Here is a 16,218-nt window from a genome sequence, read left to right as displayed (position 1 = left end):
AGTGCTCCTCGTGAGGGGGTTAGGAGCCGAGTTCTTCGTCGAGTATTGCGAAGAGTTGGCTTTCGGTGGCGGTGTACAGGTCCGCGTCGATGGTCTCCTTGAGGTCGTTGGAATCCTGGGTGCCCAGCGCGGTAAGCAGGGTTTGAATGCGGTTGGTCAGGTGGACTTTGTCTTCGGGTTTCCAGTCGGGTTGGTTCAGTAGCGTCTGCAGTTCGCGGGTGATGTCGTTGAACCGGGCCATCAGGTTTGGTTGATCGGCGCCTCGGGCGGCATGCGTGGCCTCGGTGGCCTCCAGCCGGGCCGCGAGGTGTTCGGCCAGCGCGACGGGCGTCGGGTAGTCAAAGATCAGCGTCGGCGAAAGACTGAGTCCGGTGGCGGATTTGAGCCGGTTGCGCAGCTCGACAGCGGTCAGCGAGTCAAAGCCGAGGTCTTGAAACACGCTTGCGGCGTTGATGTCTGCGGGGTTGCTGCGGCCCAGGACCGTCGCGGCGTTGCTGCAGACCAGGCCCACCAGATGGCTGTGCCGTTGCTCGGCGGGCAGGCCGTGCAGCCGGGCGAGCAGGCTGGACATCGAGGCCGCCGTGGTTTCGGTTTCGTCGATCACGCGTCGGGTTCGGCGCGCCACCAGCTGACTGAGCAGCGGGGGCAGGGCGGCGCTGTGGCGGGCCAGCGCGGCGGGGTCGAGGCGGGTGGCCACCAGCATGGGGCGATCGGTGAGCAGCGCGGTGTCGAACAGGCGCAGCGCGTAGTCGGTCGGCATGGGCGCCAGCCCGAGGTTGCTCATGCGGGCCTTGTCGCGCTCGGCCAGGTGCTGGGTCATCGCGCTGGCCTGTTCCCACAGCCCCCAGGCCACCGACAGCCCCGGCAAGCCGTGGGCGCGGCGGTGGGCGGCCAGCGCATCGAGAAAGCTGTTGGCTGCGGCGTAGTTTCCCTGCCCGGGGGTACCGACGATGCCGGCCATCGACGAAAACATCACGAACGCCGAGAGATCCAGGTCTCGGGTGAGTTCGTGCAAGTTCCAGGCGCCGTCGACCTTGGCGCGCAACACCGTATCGATGCGCTCCGGCGTCAACGACGCGATCAATCCGTCGTCGAGCGCTCCCGCCGCATGGAACACGCCGCGCAGGGGATATTGCTCCGGCAGCTGCGCGATCAGCGCCGCCACCGCCTCGCGGTCAGCGACATCGCAGGCCGCCACCGACACCCGCGCCCCGACGGCTTCCAACTCGCCGATCAACTCCGCGACTCCATGGGTATCGGCCCCGCGGCGACTGACCAACACCACGTGCGCCACCCCGTGATGGGCCACCAGGTGGCTAGCCACTGCCGAGCCGGCCATCCCGGTGCCCCCGGTGATGATCACCGAGCCTCCGGCCAACCCGCCGACCCGCCCGCCGGGACCGTCGGGCACGGTCAGGATCACCTTGCCGATCTGCCGCGCCTGGCTGACGTAGCGGTACGCCGCCGCGGCGCACCGGACGTCAAAAGCCTTGACCGGCAACGGCTGCAACACGCCGTCGGCAAACCATTGCATCAACTGGGAAAGCATCGCCGCGGTGCGGTCCGGGCCGGCCTCGATCAGGTCGAACGCTCGATACCCCACTCCGGGGTGCTCGTCGGCGATCACCTGCGGATCGCGCAGGTCCGTCTTGCCCATCTCGATGAAGCGCCCACCGCCGACCAGCAGCCGCAACGACGCGTCCACGAAGTCTCCAGCCAGCGAGTTGAGCACCACATCGACCCCGGCACCACCGGTGGCCGCCAGAAACTTCTCCTCGAACTCCAGCGTCCGCGAATCACCGATGTGCGCGTCGTCAAAACCCATCGCGCGCAACGTGTCCCACTTGCCGCGGCTGGCGGTCGCGAAAACCTCGGCGCCCCAATGCCGGCACAACTGCACCGCCGCCATCCCCACCCCGCCGGTGGCCGCATGCACCAACACCCGCTGGCCCGGCTTTACCCCGGCCAACACCGACAAGCCATACAGCGCGGTCAAGAACACCACCGGCACACCGGCGGCTGACACCAACGACCAGCCCGGCGGCACCGCGGTCAGCAGCCGCGCGTCCACCACCGCCTCGGAACCGACCACCCGCAGCAAGCCCATCACCGCATCGCCGACGGCCAGCCCCTCGACCCCGGCACCCACCTCGACGACCACGCCCGCGCCCTCGACGCCCAGCTCGCCGCCACCGGGATACATTCCCAGGGCCACCAACACATCCCGGAAGTTCACCCCGATCGCCGCGACCGCAACCCGCACCTGGCCGGCGGCCAGCTCGGCGCGCGGAAGCGGCTGCACGGTCAGATCCTCGAACGTGCCGGCGCCGCCGGCGGTGATCTGCCAGCCATCCCCGGGCAATTCCAGCGGCGAGGCGGCGCCCAGCCAGGTCAACCGCTGGCAATAGGCCACCCCGGAGCGCACCACGACTTGCGGCTCGCCGCAATCGATTACGGCCCCGACATCGATCGAACCGTCCGAATCGACCAGCACCACCCGACCCGGATGCTCGGCCTGCGCCGAGCGCACCAGTCCCCACACCGCCGCGCCCGCCAGATCCGTGACGTCCTCACCGGCCAGACCCACCGCGCCGTGGGTCAACACGACCAGCACGCCGGTTCCGTCGCCGGCCAGCCACGACTGCAGCATCCCCAACGCTTCGTGCGTGGCCGCCGACACCGTTCCCGAACCCGGCTCCCACACCACCGTGCCGTCACGGTGAGTCTCGCTGTCCGCCAACGACACCGGAGACCACACCACATCCAACAGCCCACCGCGGCCGCGGCGGACCGGCGCCGACAGTTGCGCCTTGGAGACGGGGCGAAGCACCAGTTCCCGCACCGACAGGATCGGCAGGCCCGTCCCGTCGGCCAATTCGACCGAGACCGCCCCGCCGCCGGCCGGGGCTATCCGCACCCGCGCTCGCTGCGCCCCCGCGGCGTGCAGGCACACGCCCTGCCACGAGAACGGCAGTTGCGTCTCGCCGTGCGCATCAACCTCATTCGCGGCGAGCCCCATCGCGTGCAACGCCGCGTCCACCAACACCGGATGAATCCCGAATCCGTCGATTTTCACGTCGGCGACGTCCGGAACGGCCACCTCCGCGTAAACCTCATCGCCGTGCCGCCACATCGCCCGCAGGCCCCGAAAGGCCGGGCCGTACTCGTAGCCCCGTGCGGCCAGATGTTGGTAGGCGTCGGCCACGTCCACCGCCGTCGCACCCACCGGTGGCCACACCGACAGATCGGCCACCGGCGCGGGTGGCTCCGGGCTCAGAACGCCCTCGGCGTGCAGTTGCCATTCCGAATCAGATTGATCCGCAAGCGAATACACCGACACCGTCCGGCGGCCGGAATCGGCTGCCGCGCCGACCACCACCTGCACCTGAATCCCGTCGGCCGTCGGCAACAGCAGCGGCGAGGACAACGTCAGCTCCTCCACCACAGCGCAGTCGACCTGATCGCCGGCCCGCAGGGCCAACTCGACGAAGCCGGCACCGGGGAACAACACGATCCCGGCCACCGCGTGATCGGTCAACCAGGGCTGAGCGGCCACCGACAACCGACCGGTCAGCACCACCCCGCCGGAATCCGGACGCTCCACCACGGCGCCCAGAAAGCCGTGCTCGGCCCCGGCCAGTCCCAGGCCACCGAGATCGCCGTCACCGATTCCCAAGGGCGGCAACCAGAACCGCCGACGCTGGAAGGCGTAGGTGGGCAACGGGACGCGTCGGCCGCCCTCGAATGCCGCCCGCCAATCCACGCTCACGCCCGCAACGTGCGCCTGACCGGCCGACAGCCAGAACCGGTCCAGGCCGCCGTCGTCGCGGCCCAGCGAGGGAATCGCGAAGGCGTCGGTCAAGGTCTCTAGGGTGTCCAAGATCCCGGCGATCAGCACCGGGTGCGGGCTGGACTCGATGAAGACCCGGTATCCGGCTTCGCCGGCGCTGCGCACCGCCGTTTCGAATTGCACCGTGCGCCGGATGCTTTGGTACCAATAGTCGGCATCCATGCCCGCGGTGTCGGTGAGTTCGCCGGTGACCGTGGAGAACAAGGCCACCGACGACGATCGCGGTTCGATGTCGGCCAGCGCCTCGATCAGGGGCTCGCGGATCACGTCGACCTGTGCGGAATGCGAGGCGTAGTCGACGTCGATCCAGCGGGCACGCACGTTGTCGGCCTCGCAACGCGCCACCAATTCCGTCAGGGCGCTCACCTCGCCGGAGACCACCACCGCGGCAACCCCGTTGACCGCGGCGACGTTCAGCCGCTCGCCCCACGGCGCCGACAATTCCTCGGCCCGGGCCAGCCCGCAGGCAAGCGAGACCATGCCCCCGGCACCCGACAACCGCACCAGCAGACGGCTGCGCAGCGCCACCACCCGGGCCGCGTCCTCGAGCGAGAGCGCGCCCGCCACATAGGCCGCCGCGATCTCGCCCTGCGAATGGCCGATCACCGCGTCCGGCCGCACACCCAGCGAGCGCCACAGTTCGGCCAGCGACACCATGACCGCCCACAGCACGGGCTGCACCACGTCCACCCGGTCCAGCCCCGGGGCGCCCGCCGCGCCGCGGATGACGTCGATCAGCGACCAGTCGACGTGCTCGCCGAGGGCCTTGTCGCAGCGCTGCATGTGCTCGGCGAAGACCGTGGAGGTGTCGAGCAATTGGGTGCCCATGCCGAGCCATTGCGAGCCCTGGCCGGGAAAGACGAACACCGTCTTGCCGACCGCCTGAGCCCGCCCGACCACCGTGTTCGCGCCCGGCTCGCCGGCGGCCAGCCCGACCAACCCGGCCAGCAGCTGCGCCCGGTCGGCGCCGACGAGCACCGCCCGATGCTCGAACACCGACCGCGTCGACGCCAGCGACCACCCGACGTCGCCCGCACCCAGATCCGGGTTGGCGTCCAGGTGCGCCGACAACCGTTGCGCCTGCGCCGCCAAACCCTCGGCCGACCGGGCGGACAGCACCCACGGAACCGCTCGCGTGTCGTTATCGTCTTGAGCGGCAACGCCTTCCGGCGCCGGAACTTCTTCGAGGATCACGTGCGCGTTCGTCCCGCTGATGCCGAACCCGGACACCGCCGCGCGGCGCGGCCTGTCCCGCACCGGCCAGGCCCGCGGCTCGGTCAGCAACGACACCGCGCCCGCCGACCAATCCACATGCGGCGTGGGCACATCCACGTGCAACGTCTTGGGCATCACCCCATGGCGCATCGCCTGCACGATCTTGATCACGCCGGCCACGCCGGCCGCCGCCGACGTATGACCCATGTTCGACTTGATCGAGCCCAGCCACAACGGTTGATCCGCCGGCCGGTCCTGCCCGTATGTCGCCAACAGTGCTTGCGCCTCGATCGGGTCCCCCAACGTGGTGCCCGTCCCGTGACCCTCGACCAGATCGACGTCTTCCGCGGTCAGCCGAGCACTCGCCAGCGCCGCCCGGATTACCCGCTGCTGCGCGGGCCCGTTGGGAGTTGCCAGCCCGTTGGAGGCACCGTCCTGGTTGATCGCCGAGCCGCGCACCACCGCCAGCACCGAATGCCCCAACCGCTGCGCGTCGGCCAGCCGCTCCACCACCAGCACCCCGACGCCTTCGGCAAAGCCGGTTCCGTCGGCGGCGCCCGCGTACGCCTTGCACCGCCCGTCGGCGGACAGCCCGCGTTGTCGACTGAACTCCACGAACATCGACGGGGTGGCCATCACGGTCACCCCGCCGACGAGTGCCAACTCGCACTCGCCCGCCCGCAACGAGCGCGCGGCCAAATGCAGCGCCACCAACGACGACGAACACGCCGTATCCACCGACACCGCCGGGCCTTCCAGCCCGAGCGAGTACGCCACCCGTCCGGACGCCACGCTCAGCGTCGAGCCGCGCAGCCCGTATCGCTCCAAGTCCCCGGGCACCCGGCCCTGGCCGCCGTACGAACCGTGGAAAACCCCGGCGAAGACGCCGGTCGGTGTACCCCGCAGGGTCGACGGGTCGATCCCGGCCTGCTCCAGCGCTTCCCACGACACCTCGAGCAACAGCCGCTGCTGCGGATCCATCGCCAGCGCTTCGCTGGGAGCGATGCCGAAGAACGCGGCATCGAAGTCCGCGGCATCGGCGAGGAATCCGCCGGAACGGGTGTACGACTTACCGGTCGCGTCGGGATCGGGATCGAACAGGCCCGTCACGTCCCAGCCGCGGTCGGTCGGAAAATCCGACACCACGTCGCGGCCCTCGGCCACCATCTCCCATAACGCCTGCGGCGAATCCACCCCGCCCGGGTACCGGCACGCCATCCCGACCACGGCGATGGGCTCGGTCGCTAACGCCAGAAACTCGCGATTCTCCCGCTTTAGCCGTTCGTTTTCTTTGAGCGATTTACGGAGGGCCTTGATCAGCTCGTCTTGCGTGCTGTTCATCCGAGCCGGCCTTTCGTGCTACCCCCGCTACGAGGTGTCAGGCCCGCGATAGTCATGGCGATATTGCCGCAACGGTCGCCAACGACCCGTGGATGCAGAATATCGGCTATTAAATTCGGGCTATCCGCCCCGTCCACCACGCATTGCGCCTTTCATGACCCCCCTAACAACGTTTTGTCACCGCGTCGCACGAACGGAACTCCCGGCGCGCAATAGCCTCAATGCCAGCGCAGCAGCACGAGCTCCGAACAGAAGCCGGGACCCATCGCCAGCATCAGCCCCGGGCTCCCGCTGGGCGGCTTTTTGGCGATGGTGTCGCGCAGCACGTGCAGCACCGACGCCGACGACAGATTGCCGATCTCGCCGAGCGAGCGCCAGGTCAACTCGAGCGCTTCGGGCGCCAGGTCGAGGCTCGCGACGATCGCCTCGATCACCTTGGGGCCACCCGGGTGGCTGACCCAGGCGCCGATGTCGGTGGTGCTCAGGCCGTGGTCGCCGAGGAAGCCCGTGACGTCGTCTTCGATGTATTGCTCGACGACGGCAGCAACGTCCTTCGACAGCACCAGCTCGAACCCGGCCGCGCCGACGTCATACCCCATGGTGCGCAGCGAGTCCGGGTACAAGTGGCTGCGCGAATCGATGATGGCCGGGCCGCTCGCGTCGATCTGCTCGGCGCGCCGGTCGCCGACCGCCACCACCGCGGCAGCACCGTCAGCAAACAATGCGCTGCCGACCAGGCCCGCCAGGGACGGCTTGTAACCCGGATAGGTCAGCGAGCAGAGCTCAACCGACACCAGGGCGGCGACGCTGTCCGGCGCGCCCCGCAGGTAGTCGTGCAGCCGGGCCACCCCCGCCGCTCCGGCCACGCAGCCCAGGCCGAACAGCGGCACGCGGCGCAGGTCGTCGCGCAGCCCGAGGCGACCGGCGATCCGGGCGTCCACCGACGGCACCGCCAGGCCGGTGACCGTCGTCGTGATCAGGATGTCGACGTCGTCGGGTCGCAGACCCGCTTCGTCCAGCGCGCCGGCCAGCGCCTCGCTCCCGAGATCCACCGCCTTTTCGATGTAGATCTGATTTGCTTCGCCGAAGTCGGTCAGCGTCGGATACCTATCCATCGGCAGAACGAGGTGGCGGCTATTCACCTTGGCGCTGGTATGCAGCTGCCGAACTATGTCCTCGTAGTCCTCGAATCCCGGAATGCTCAGGAAAAGCTCGGTGAGTTCGCGCTGTGAATAGCGATAAGGGGGCAACGCGCCAAACACACCCGCGACGACGCTCATTGGTGACACCCCCTGGTTACGAAGACCCGGTCGGAATGGTTCAACCGGTCGTTAGCTCACTGAAGTTTAGTCCGGTGGGCAAGAGCCCGGCAAAACCGTGATTCAGGTAACAGGATGCCCCCGGAGCAGCCTTGCCCGCAGTGTTTCGGTGTTTGCCCGCACCTCATCTAGCTGGCCGGAGACCCGTCGCGGCGCCGTCCCGCCGCGCGCGTCGCGCGAGGACACCGAGCCCTCGATCGTCAGCACGTCACGCACCGCCGGCGTCAGCTCGGGGCTGATGGCGGCCAGCTCGTCGTCGGTGAGCTCTTCGAGCCCGACGCCGCGCGCCTCCGCCACCCGCACCGCGGCGCCGGCGGCCTCGTGCGCCGAGCGGAACGGGACGCCGCGGCGAACCAGCCACTCGGCGATATCGGTGGCCAGCGTGTAGCCGGCCGGGGCCAGCGCCGCCATCCGCTCGACGTTGAACGTCAGGCTGGCGACCAGTCCCGCCATCGCCGGCAGCAGCAGCTCCAGCTGGGCCACCGAGTCGAACACCGGCTCCTTGTCCTCTTGCAGGTCGCGGTTGTAGGCCAGCGGCTGGGCCTTCAGCGTGGCGAGCAGCCCGGCCAGGTTGCCGATCAACCGCCCGGACTTTCCGCGGGCCAGCTCGGCGATGTCCGGGTTCTTCTTCTGCGGCATGATCGAGCTGCCGGTGGACCAGGAGTCGTGCAGGGTCACGTAGCCGAATTCCGTCGAGCTCCAGATGATGATGTCCTCGGCCAGCCGGGACAGGTCGACGCCGATCATGGCGAACACGAAGGCCGCCTCGGCGGCGAAGTCGCGGGCGGCCGTCGCGTCGACGGAATTGTCGTTGGCGGCGGCGAACCCCAGATCGGCGGCGATCGCGTCGGGGTCCAGACCCAACGACGACCCGGCCAGCGCGCCGGCGCCATACGGCGACACCGCGGCGCGCTTGTCGAAATCGACGATCCGATCGACGTCGCGCAGCAGCGGATGCGCGTGCGCCAGCAGATGGTGGGCCAGCAGGATCGGCTGGGCGGACTGCATGTGGGTCTTGCCGGGCATGATGGCGCTCGGGTGCGCGGCGGCCTGGGCGGCCAGCGCGGCGACGACGTCGAGCACACCGTCGGCGACCCGGCGCACCGCGTCGCGCAGCCACATCCGAAACAGCGTGGCCACCTGGTCGTTGCGCGACCGGCCGGCCCGCAGCCGGCCGCCCAAATCGGGGCCGACCCGGTCGATCAGCCCGCGCTCCAACGCGGCGTGCACGTCCTCGTCGGTGACCAGCGGCGAAAAGCTGCCGTCGGCCACGTCTTCGGCGAGGCTGTCCAGCCCGGCCAGCAGCCCGTCGCGCTGCTCCTCGGTGAGCAGCCCGGCGCGGAACAGCACGATGGTGTGCGCCCGCGACGCGGTGATGTCGTAGGGCGCCAGCACCCAGTCGAAGTGGGTGGAGCGGCTCAGCGCCGCCAGCGCGTCGGCCGGGCCGTCGGCGAACCGCCCGCCCCACAGGGACCCCTCGCGCGTGCTCACGCTTCGTCGGTCGCCAGGTCCCGGCGGGACGCGATCTTCGACGACAGGCCGTGCACGTAGACGAAGCCCTTGGACATGGACTGGTCGAAGCTGTCGCCCTCGTCGTAGGTGGCCAGGTTGAAGTCGTACAGCGATTCGGCGCTGCGCCGGCCGTTGACCGCGATGTGGCCGCCGTGCAACACCATCCGCACCTCGCCGGAGACGTGCTCCTGGGTTTTCGCGACGAAGCTCTCCAGCGCGACCTTCAACGGGGAGAACCACAGCCCGTCGTAAACCAGCTCGGCCCAGCGCTGGTCGGTCTGCCGCTTGAACCGGCCCAGTTCACGCTCGAGCGTGACGTGTTCGAGTTCGGTGTGCGCGGTGATGAGCGCCATGGCCCCGGGCGCCTCGTAGATCTCGCGGCTCTTGATGCCCACCAGCCGGTCCTCGACCACGTCCAGGCGCCCCACGCCCTGCGCGCCGGCGCGGGCGTTGAGTTCCTCGATGGCCTGCAGCATCGACACTGGCTTGCCGTCGATGGACACCGGCACGCCCTTTTCGAAGCCGACGATGACCTCGTCCGGCGTGCTCCAGTTCAGCGTGGGGTCCTCGGTGTAGGCGTAGATGTCCTTGGTGGGCGCGTTCCACAAGTGCTCGAGGAAGCCGGTTTCCACCGCGCGGCCCCAGACGTTCTGGTCGATCGAGAACGGCGAGCGCTTGCTGACGTTGATCGGGATCGCGTTCTCTTCGGCGAACGCGATCGCCTTCTCCCGTGTCCAGGCGTAATCGCGGACCGGCGCCAGCACCTCCAAATCCGGTGCCAGCGAAGCGAATCCGACCTCGAAGCGAACCTGGTCGTTGCCCTTGCCGGTGCAGCCGTGCGCGACGATGGTGCCGCCGTGCTCGCGCGCGGCCGCCACCAGATGCTTGGCGATCAGCGGGCGGCTGATCGCCGAGACCAGCGGGTAACGGTCCATGTACAGCGCGTTGTTCACGACGGTGGGCAGGCAGTACTCGTTCGCGAACTCGTCGCGGGCGTCGACGACGACCGCTTCGACGGCGCCGCAGTCCAGGGCGCGCTGGCGCACCAGCTCCATGTCCTCGCCGCCCTGGCCGAGGTCGATCGCCACCGCGACGACCTCACGGCCGGTCTCCTTGCCTATCCAGCTGATCGCCACCGAGGTGTCCAGACCGCCGGAATATGCCAGGATGACGCGTTCTGACCCCCGTACTGACATTGAGAAATCTCCTTTAACTCTGCTGCAGCTTGTGCAAGGCGGCCGCCAACTGGGCGCCGTTCATCGGGTCGCGGGCCGCGACAAAGACCGTGTCGTCTCCGGCGATGGTGCCGACGACGTACGGTAGCGCCGCGCGATCGATCGCGGAGGCCAAATAGTTCGCGCCGCCGGGTGGGGTGCGCAACACCGCGAGATTGGCGCTGTTGTCGACGGACACCAGCAGCTCGCCGAGCAGCCGCGACAGCCGCGCGGTGCCGCCGGACACGCCGCGCACCGGGCTGCCGTCCTCGGGAACGACGTAGACGCCGACGCCGCCGTCGGCGCCGCGCAGTTTGACCGCGCCGAGCTCCTCGAGGTCGCGCGACAGCGTGGCCTGGGTGACCTCGATGCCCTCGTCGGCCAGCAGTGCGGCCAACTCGCCTTGGCTGCGGACCGCTTCGGAGGACAGGATCGCGACGATGCGGTCTTGACGGCCGACGCGGGTGGTTTCCGGTGCGCGCGTCATGTGCGTTGCGCCCGCTCGAGCAGCCACACCAGCAGCGCCTTCTGTGCATGCAACCGGTTTTCGGCCTCGTCCCAGACCACGCTGGCCGGCCCGTCCATCACCTCGTCGGTGATCTCGTCGCCGCGGTGGGCCGGAAGGCAGTGCAGCACAATGGCTTCCGGGTCGGCCAGGTCTACCAGTCGCTGGTTGACCTGGAACGGCCGGAACGGCTTCACGCGGTCCAGCCCGTCGCCCTCCTGCCCCATCGACGTCCACGTGTCGGTGACGAGGACGTCGGCACCGGCGGCGGCCTTGTCGGCGTCGGCGGTCACCGTCACCGAGGCGCCGGTCGCCTCGGCGCGGGCTTCGGCGGCGGCCAGCACCGCCGGATCGGGCGCGAATCCTTCGGGTGCGGCGACGGTGACATGGATGCCGGCGGTCACCCCACCCAGCAGCAGCGAGTGGGCCATGTTGTTGGCACCGTCACCGAAATAGGACATCTTCAAACCCGTTAACGAGCTTTTGCGTTCGGCGATGGTCTGCAGATCGGCCAGCACCTGGCACGGGTGAAACGCATCGGACAGCGCGTTGACAACGGGCACCGACGCGGTCTCGGCCATCGCCTCGAGGCGGTCATGGCCGAAGGTCCGCCAGACGATGGCATCGACGTAGCGGGACAACACGTTTGCCGTGTCCTGCAGGGTCTCATCGCGACCCATCTGGGTGCTGCGGGCATCCACGACGACGGCGTGCCCGCCCAGCTGGGCGATGCCCACCTCGAAGGAGAACCGGGTGCGGGTGGAGTTTTTGTCGAAGAGCACCGCGACGCCGCGCGGGCCCTCGAGGGGGCGGCGGCTGAACGGCTCCTTCTTCAGTGCGGCGGCCAGCGCTAGGACCTCGGCTTGTTCGGCCGGCGACAAATCGTCGTCGCGGAGGAAATGTCTAATCACGCCGACACCCCGTCGAGGATGCCGGGCAGGGCCGCGACGAAGCTGTCGAGCTGGGCTTCACTGATGATCAACGGCGGCGCCAGCCGGACGACGTCGGGGGCGGCGGCGTTGACCAAAAACCCGGCATCGCGCGCGGCCGCCTCGATGTCCTTGGCGCGCGGCGCCGTGAGCACCACGCCCCACAACAGTCCGCGGCCGCGCACATGGTCGATCAGCGGATGGCGCAGCGATTCGATGCCGTGTCGCAGCGACTTACCCAGCAGTTCGGCATGGCGGACCAGGTCGTCGGCGGCCAGCGTCCGCACCACCGCCAGCGCCGCCGCGGTGCACACCGGGTTGCCGCCGAACGTGCTGCCGTGCAGACCCGGCGTCAGCAATTCGGCGGCCGGGCCGACCGCCAGCACCGCGCCGATCGGCAGTCCGCCGCCCAGGCCCTTGGCCAGCGTCACCACATCCGGGGTGATGCCGTCGTGCTGGTGGGCGAAAAACGCTCCGGTGCGTCCCATTCCGGTCTGCACCTCGTCGAGCACCAGCAGGGCGCCGTGCCGCGCGGTGAGGTCGCGGGCCGCGGCCAGATAGCCCTCGGGCGGAACGACGACCCCGCTTTCGCCCATGATCGGCTCCAGAAAGACCGCCGCGGTGTCGTCGCCGACCGCGGCGTCCAGCGCGTCGGTGTCGCCGTAGGGCACGTGGCTGACGTCGCCGGGCAGCGGCGCGAACGGCGCCTGTTTGGCCGGCTGGCCGGTCAGCGCGAGCGAGCCCATCGTCCGCCCGTGAAAACCCTCCTGCGCGGCAACGAGTTTGGTGCGGCCCGTGAGCCGGGAAAGCTTGAACGCCAGCTCGTTGGCCTCGGTGCCGGAGTTGCAGAAAAACACCCGGGTCTGCGCGTCCGCGCCGAGCAGGGCGACCAGTTCCTCGGCGAGCGCGATACCGGGCTCGGTGGCATAGAGGTTGGAGGTGTGGCCGAGCGTCGAGATCTGTTGTGTCACAGCCTCGATCACGGCCGGGTGGCGATGGCCGAGAACGTTGACCGCGATGCCGCCCAGCAGGTCCAGGTACGTCTTGCCGTCCACGTCGGTGACCACCGCGCCCTCGCCGGTGGCCAGCGCCACCGGCGGGGTGCCGTAGTTGTTCATCATCACGGCTTCCCAGCGCTGTTTCATGCTGTCCGTGTGGCTCACGCCGGCACCACCTTGGTGCCCGTGCCCGCGTCGGTGAACAGCTCCACCAACACGCAGTGCGTGACCCGCCCGTCGATCACGTGCGCGCTGGGCACACCCGCGGTCACCGCGCGCAGACAGGCCTCGACTTTGGGGATCATCCCCGCCTCCAGGGTGGGTAGCAGTTGCGCCAGGGTGGCGGTGTCGATTTCGCTGACCAGCGAATCCCGATCGGGCCAGCTGGTGTAGAGACCTTCGACATCGGTGAGCATCAACAGTTTTTCGGCCCCCAGCGCTTCGGCCAGCGCCGCGGCGGCGGTGTCGGCGTTGATGTTGTGCACCACACCGTCGGCGTCCGGCGCCAGCGTGGATACCACCGGAATCCGGCGTGCCGCAATCAGATCCAGGACCGCGGCGGTATTGACCGTGTCGACGTCGCCGACCAGGCCGATGTCGGTGGCCACACCGTCGACGGTGACGCTGCGCCGCACGGCGGTGAACAGTTGCGCGTCCTCCCCGGTGAGGCCGACGGCGTACGGGCCGTGGGTGTTGATCAGGTTCACCAGTTCGCGGCCCACCTGACCGAACAGCACCATCCGCGCCACGTCGAGCACTTCCGGTGTGGTGACCCGGAATCCGCCCTTGAAGTCGCCCTTGTCGATACCCAGCCGGCGCAGCATGGCGGTGATCTGCGGCCCGCCGCCGTGCACCACGACGGGATGGATGCCGCAGTTGCGCAGGAACGCCATGTCGGCGGCGAACGCGGCGCGCAGCGTCTCGTCCGTCATGGCGTTGCCGCCGTATTTGATGACGACGACCTTGCCGTGCAGCTGTTTGAGCCAGGGCAGGGCTTCGGCCAGGACCTCCGCCTTGACCTGGGTGGAGAGCGCGTCGGTGCTCGTCATGTGCTGTAGGCCGAGTTCTCTTCGACGTAGGCGTGCGACAGGTCGGTGGTGCGGATGGCGGCCTGCCCATCCCCCATGCCCAGGTCGACTGCCACGTCGATATCGGCGCCGGAAAGGTCCACCTCGCGCGCGCCCGGCGCGCCCACTCCGTCGATGCACACTAAAGACCCGTTGAACGACACCGTGATTCGGTCGGCTTGCAGCGCGACCCCGGGCGCCAGGCCGACGGCCGCGAGCACCCGGCCCCAGTTGGGATCCGACCCGAACAGCGCCGTCTTGACCAGGCTGTCGCGCGCGATCGCCCGCGCGGCCGACAGCGCCTGGTCCTCGGAAACGGCCCCCGTCACCGTCACGGTGACGCGCTTGGTGACGCCCTCGGCATCCGCCTGCAGCTGCGCGCACAGGTCATCGCAGACGCGCAGCACGGCGTCGTCGAGATCGGCCTGCGGCGGGGCAATTCCGCTGGCACCCGACGCCAGCAACAGCACGGTGTCGTTGGTGGAACAGCAGCCGTCGATGTCGAGCCGGTCGAAGGTGTAGGCGCTGGCGCGGCGCAACGCCCGATCGAGCGCCGCCGGATCGGCGACCGCGTCGGTGGTCAGCACGCACAGCATGGTGGCCAGTGACGGCGCCAGCATGCCCGCGCCCTTGGCCATCCCCCCGACCGTCCACCGGTTGCGATGATGCAGCGCAACCTGTTTGGGCACGGTGTCGGTGGTCATGATGGCGTGCGCGGCGTCGTCACCGCCGGACAGCCCACCCGCCATCTCGTGCACGATTTCGCTCACCCCGGCCAGCACCTTGTCCATCGGGAGCCGGTCGCCGATCAGCCCGGTGGAGCACACGGCAACCTCGACGGCGCCGGTCTCGGTGCCCCAGTCCGACAGCGCGGCGGCGACCGCCTCCGCGGTGGCGTGGGTGTCCTGGAAGCCGGCCGGGCCGGTGCACGCGTTGGCGCCGCCAGAGTTGAGGATCACCGCGCGCAGCTGCCCGGTGGTCAGCACCTGTTGCGTCCACAGCACCGGCGCGGCCTTGACATTGTTGCGGGTGAACACGCCGGCGGCCGCATAGTCCGGCCCCTCGTTGAAAACCAGTGCGAGATCGCGCTTTCCCGACGCCTTGAGCCCCGCCGCGATGCCGGCGGCCCGAAATCCTGCGGGCGCGGTGACCCCCTGTGCGCGCAGCAGCCTTGTCTCGTCCGCGATTTCGGTCACGGTGCCACCCCGACCACCGAAAGCCCTTCGCCCTCCGGCCAACCCAACGCCAGGTTCATCGACTGCACGGCCGCGCCGCCGGTGCCCTTGACCAGGTTGTCGATCGCCGCGATCGCGACGAAGGTCTCGGCCGCCTCGTCGACCGCGACGGCGATGTGCGCCGCGTTGCTGCCGATCACCGACCCGGTGCGGGGCAGCTGCCCTTCGGGCATCAGGTAGACGAAAGGCTCGGCATCATAAGCCTTTTCGTAGGCCTCCCGCAGCCGCGACAAGGGCGACCGGGTACGCGCCGTGCAGGTGGCCAGGATGCCACGCGACGTCGGGATCAGCACCGGGGTGAATGACACCGTGACGTCGCGGGTGGTGACGCTGCGCAGCCCCTGCACGATCTCGGGTGTATGCCGGTGCGCGCCGGCGATGTTGTAGGCCCGCGCCGACCCGATGACCTCGGAGCCCAGCAGGTCGGTCTTGGCCGCGCGACCGGCTCCCGAGGTGCCGCTGACGGCAACCACCGTGACGGCGGGTTCGACGAGGTCCTCGGCGATCGCGGGCGACAGCGCCAACAGGGCCGCGGTCGGGTAGCAGCCCGGAACGGCGATCCGACGCGCGCCGTTCAACCGCTCACGCGCGCCGGGCAACTCCGGCAGTCCGTAAGGCCAGCTGCCGGCGTGCGCGGACCCGTAGAAGTGTTCCCACGCGGCGGCGTCGGTGAGCCGGAAGTCCGCGCCGCAGTCGATGATCAGGGTGTCGGGGCCGAGTTGCTCGGCCAGCGCGGCCGAGTGTCCGTGCGGCAACGCCAGGAACACCACATCGTGGCCGGCCAGGACCGCAAGGTCGGTGGGCTCGACCACCCGCCCGGCCAGCGGCGTCAGGTGCGGATGGTGCTCGCCGAGCGTGCTGCCGGCGCTGGCCGCCGCGGTCAGCGCACCGATGGCCAACCGCCCGTCGGAATACGCCGGATGCCCCAGCAGCAGGCGCAGGATCTCCCCGCCGGCATAGCCGCTGGCACCGGCAACCGCCACCCTTGTTACGTCGGCCATTCCGACGATTCTGCATGGTTATGCAGAGGTTT

At 69.5% G+C, this 16,218-nt stretch carries 9 protein-coding genes and 1 pseudogene; all 10 read right to left on the bottom strand.

Translation table 11 applies throughout. The annotated features are described in order from the left end of the window. Nucleotides 1-19: 19 nt before the first annotated feature. Nucleotides 20-6,406, bottom strand: a complete 6,387-nt coding sequence (locus tag G6N66_RS12035; RefSeq protein WP_085234254.1) for a type I polyketide synthase — start codon at nt 6,404-6,406, stop codon at nt 20-22. A 218-nt stretch (nt 6,407-6,624) separates the two neighbouring features. After that, nucleotides 6,625-7,686 (bottom strand): type III polyketide synthase, encoded by a 1,062-nt coding sequence (locus G6N66_RS12030; RefSeq protein ID WP_085234255.1) that lies wholly within the window; start codon nt 7,684-7,686, stop codon nt 6,625-6,627. 102 nt (nt 7,687-7,788) lie between these two features. Then, a complete protein-coding gene (argH, locus tag G6N66_RS12025) occupies nt 7,789-9,216 on the bottom strand; it encodes an argininosuccinate lyase (RefSeq protein WP_085234256.1) in 1,428 nt (475 codons plus the stop codon). Next, nucleotides 9,213-10,433: an argininosuccinate synthase gene (locus tag G6N66_RS12020; protein WP_085234257.1), complete on the bottom strand. Its 1,221-nt coding sequence runs from the start codon at nt 10,431-10,433 to the stop codon at nt 9,213-9,215. Before G6N66_RS12020 ends, argH begins: the two co-directional genes overlap by 4 nt. A gap of 13 nt (nt 10,434-10,446) precedes the next feature. Then, nucleotides 10,447-10,938, bottom strand: coding sequence for an arginine repressor (locus tag G6N66_RS12015; protein WP_085234258.1), 492 nt, complete (start codon nt 10,936-10,938; stop codon nt 10,447-10,449). After that, complete coding sequence (argF, locus tag G6N66_RS12010; RefSeq protein ID WP_085234259.1) at nt 10,935-11,867, bottom strand: ornithine carbamoyltransferase; 933 nt, start codon at nt 11,865-11,867, stop codon at nt 10,935-10,937. Before argF ends, G6N66_RS12015 begins: the two co-directional genes overlap by 4 nt. Then, nucleotides 11,864-13,048, bottom strand: a complete 1,185-nt coding sequence (locus G6N66_RS12005; RefSeq protein WP_263988763.1) for an acetylornithine transaminase — start codon at nt 13,046-13,048, stop codon at nt 11,864-11,866. Before G6N66_RS12005 ends, argF begins: the two co-directional genes overlap by 4 nt. Further along, nucleotides 13,045-13,932: an acetylglutamate kinase gene (argB, locus tag G6N66_RS12000; RefSeq protein WP_085234260.1), complete on the bottom strand. Its 888-nt coding sequence runs from the start codon at nt 13,930-13,932 to the stop codon at nt 13,045-13,047. The genes G6N66_RS12005 and argB overlap by 4 nt, the downstream gene beginning before the upstream one ends. Next, nucleotides 13,929-15,146, bottom strand: a complete 1,218-nt coding sequence (gene argJ, locus G6N66_RS11995; protein WP_085234261.1) for a bifunctional glutamate N-acetyltransferase/amino-acid acetyltransferase ArgJ — start codon at nt 15,144-15,146, stop codon at nt 13,929-13,931. Before argJ ends, argB begins: the two co-directional genes overlap by 4 nt. After that, nucleotides 15,143-16,202, bottom strand: a pseudogene (argC, locus tag G6N66_RS11990) (N-acetyl-gamma-glutamyl-phosphate reductase). Before argC ends, argJ begins: the two are co-directional and overlap by 4 nt. Nucleotides 16,203-16,218: the final 16 nt, after the last annotated feature.

The sequence above is a fragment of the Mycobacterium conspicuum genome, assembly GCF_010730195.1.
GTDB lineage: Bacteria > Actinomycetota > Actinomycetes > Mycobacteriales > Mycobacteriaceae > Mycobacterium > Mycobacterium conspicuum.
This window is presented reverse-complemented; position numbering and strand designations above follow the sequence as displayed.